Raw genomic sequence first — 3,100 nt, 5'->3', positions numbered from 1 at the left:
GCCCTGTGCGGAGCCGCATGCAGGGTGGTGTGGGGGTTGGAGGCTAGATACCTCCGACTACCCGATTATGTTTCATTGCTTATATTTCCTAGTACTTAGAAGCGCTGAAAGGTGAACCAAGAGCAAGCCTCCAAGTATTAAGCCTAGCCAGTACTGAATTCTTAAAACAGCTTTTGTATCGTTATAATGCTGTTTTGATTGTTCTAATTCGAATTGAAGTAAATCTGCGACGACTTCACTGTCCATTTTATAGTTTGGCTTTGCAATCATTTGATCAAGTGCCTTCGACCTTTCCTCCATTCCTTCCTGTTGTGTTTCTAAAAACAATGTATTTGCTAGTTTTGACGGCGTAAAAAGGAAAAAAATGCAAAATGCTACAAGGAGTACATAGGAGGCCCATAAAAACTTTTGATTCATATCCATTCCTTGAAACATAACGCCCGCTTAACAGACAAATGCTGGTTGGCTAAAATCCGAAGCGCAGCGTAGGAGCCAACCAGTATTTTTCCTTGTTGAAGCGCTTGTTATGTTTGCCTTTTTTTGACAAGTCGAATGATGTTTTTCAATATGCCAAAGCTAGTCTCGTTGTTATCATATTTGTAAAAAGTACCTGAAACGCTGACTTTTTGTAAGTGAAATTTTTCTTTGAATTTACGAAGTGACTCTTTGGTTTTGAAAATGTTCTCGATAATTACTGCGTTTGACTTAACAAATCTTCCTTTAACTGGTTTGAACGGGTAGATATAAATTATCGCATCTGACGGATTATCGGAATTTGAATTATCCTCAACAATCACAAAAGCGGAGAAATATACACGCTTAGAATTCAACTTGTGTTTATGAGCCAATAGTTGGTGAAACGAAATATCTTCGCCATAATCTACGTGTGCATTGATTGGTGCTGCAAACAAAATTAAGAGTAATAGTAATATCTTCATTTTCATATAGTTGATACAGACCAAAACATAACGCCCTGTTAATGGGCAAAATATAGTTGGCTAAAATCAAGCGACGAAGGAGCAAAAGCCAACTGTATTTTGTCCTTGTTAAACAGCTTGTTAGCAATCAATTTGATTCCAAATTAGACGGTGACAGTATAACTTTATTGACTATTTCACCAGTCAGAGTTTGAAAGTTAACAATTATATATACATTGTTTTCAGCTAAATCTCGTAAATAATCTTTGCCAATAAAACTAATCGCTATAGGTCTAAGTGTTTCTTGATTTGCATCTTTGAAGTCATAAATGACGCCGTTATTTAAGGTGAAATTTAATAACACTCCTGATCCATTGGCATCTTTTTTCGCTTCGAGTTTTAAATAGTAATCCGAGTTAAGTTCGATATTAGAATTATTAACATTTTCTACCAGATATTGAGCAACATCATCATCAGATTGTGAAACCCATAAATAACCAAAAGCAATAGTGCCATAAAGAACTACTGAAACTAACGATATGCCAAAAACCTTCCAGCTTGATTCGATTTCATAGTCTTCAGACTCCAATATTTCTTCTTTTGTAAAATAGTGCTTCTTTAGTAAAGCTACGACAGGAATTAAATATAGAAGCGGGATTACATTGTTTGGCATTTTTTCAGGTAAGAACGGCAGTATTCCAATAATTATTACACTGCCTATTAGGCTAAGAATAAAAGACTTTGTAGCAAGTTCTTGTTTGTTTATGGATTCAAACGAAGACTTTAAAAAGTATGCAGCTGCAAAAGGTCCTCCAAAAAAAGTTGCTACTTGAATTTGTCTCGGCGAATAAATATTTTTCATGACCATCCTTGATTGCTAACGCCCACTTAAGCGGACAAAAATAGTTGGTCAAAATGTGAAGCGAAGCGGAACCTAACCAACTGTTTTTTTGTTCCGTTTGAAGTGCTTGTTATAAGTATTTTATTGACCGTAAGGATGCTCTTTTGATAACACTACTAATTCATCTCTGACAGAAGCTAATTGGTTGGAATAGATAGCTAAACTCCTTAAACCAACCAATAAACGTGATTGCACCTGCGAATATCTATTTTCAAGTGTTGGTGTCCACGTTTGTTTTAGAAAATCCTCTACGTTTTGAATGATTGCATGTAACGGCAACCAAGTGAGGTGACTGTTTTTTGCAGCATACCCTTTTAATAACGAAATAGGGTTACTGCCACCGCTGGAGGCTGAAACACCAATAGCAAATGCTGGTTTGTGACCTAAAGGCAAACCATTAGCGGAGCCGTTAGCAGACAAAAGTAATAAATTGACCAGTGCTGGTGGGATCATGCCTCCCCATTCAGGAACAATAAACACTACGGCATCACAGGAATACAATTGACCTAATACTTCATCTTTATTATTAGCTAATGAAATCAAATCATCTCTCCCTGTACCATAATGGTCTAATAAAAAAGGATATCTAGATAAATCTAATATCGATGACTTAACGCCTTCCATGTCATTTAATATATTAGTTTGTAAAAATTTCGAGACATCTAAACTTTTAGAATTATCTCTTTGGCTACTACTTACGAGCAGAATATTCAAATACATCTCCAATACTTATAACGCCCAATTAACGGGCTAAAAATAGTGGGCTAAAATGGAACGAAGCGAACAGCCCGTTGTTTTTCATTTGCATACAAGTATGCCGGTAACGCACACGACAAACCAACTGTACAACTTAAAATAAAGAATATAAGAGGTTTGGGAGCCGTTGTGTTTTTAGCTCGTTGGAAAATAAATAACCAAAACGCAACAGTAGCTAATAATACGTCTGCCGTAAAACCACTTGAAGCTTTACTATCAAATAATTCCGTTATAAATAAAGAGAAGTTTAAACCTTCAACTTGTATAAATTGAAAGTAGAAAATGTAAGGTGTAATTGCACCAATAATTGCTAAAAATAGATAAATCCGTTTCATTGAAACTCCATAGATAATTTAGTTACATAACGCTTTAGATAATGAGCCAATATTTTATCCTAAAAAAAACCTCATAAAGGCCAAAATATCGTCTCATTTATCGTCTTGTTGGACATCCGCGACACCTGTGGGTATTGCTACACTAAACAGGGCTGCGCTGTCGATTTATTACCCAGTAGATTACCTTAACC

The 3,100-nt window shown here is 35.9% G+C and carries 4 protein-coding genes; all 4 read right to left on the bottom strand.

What is annotated here, in order from left to right:
* Positions 1-72: 72 nt before the first annotated feature.
* A complete protein-coding gene (locus tag AB4135_RS21835; RefSeq protein ID WP_371995524.1) occupies positions 73-417 on the bottom strand; it encodes a hypothetical protein in 345 nt (114 codons plus the stop codon).
* 648 nt (positions 418-1,065) lie between these two features.
* Positions 1,066-1,779 (bottom strand): hypothetical protein, encoded by a 714-nt coding sequence (locus AB4135_RS21830; RefSeq protein WP_371995523.1) that lies wholly within the window; start codon positions 1,777-1,779, stop codon positions 1,066-1,068.
* A gap of 120 nt (positions 1,780-1,899) precedes the next feature.
* Positions 1,900-2,532, bottom strand: a complete 633-nt coding sequence (locus tag AB4135_RS21825) for an NAD(P)H-dependent oxidoreductase (protein ID WP_371995522.1) — start codon at positions 2,530-2,532, stop codon at positions 1,900-1,902.
* A gap of 50 nt (positions 2,533-2,582) precedes the next feature.
* Positions 2,583-2,909: a DUF2834 domain-containing protein gene (locus AB4135_RS21820; protein WP_371995521.1), complete on the bottom strand. Its 327-nt coding sequence runs from the start codon at positions 2,907-2,909 to the stop codon at positions 2,583-2,585.
* Positions 2,910-3,100 lie beyond the last annotated feature (191 nt).

The organism is Shewanella sp. 10N.286.54.B9 (assembly GCF_041468565.1).
GTDB lineage: Bacteria > Pseudomonadota > Gammaproteobacteria > Enterobacterales > Shewanellaceae > Shewanella.
The sequence above is the reverse complement of the archived record's forward strand: the minus strand, read 5'-3'. Positions and strand labels throughout refer to the sequence as shown.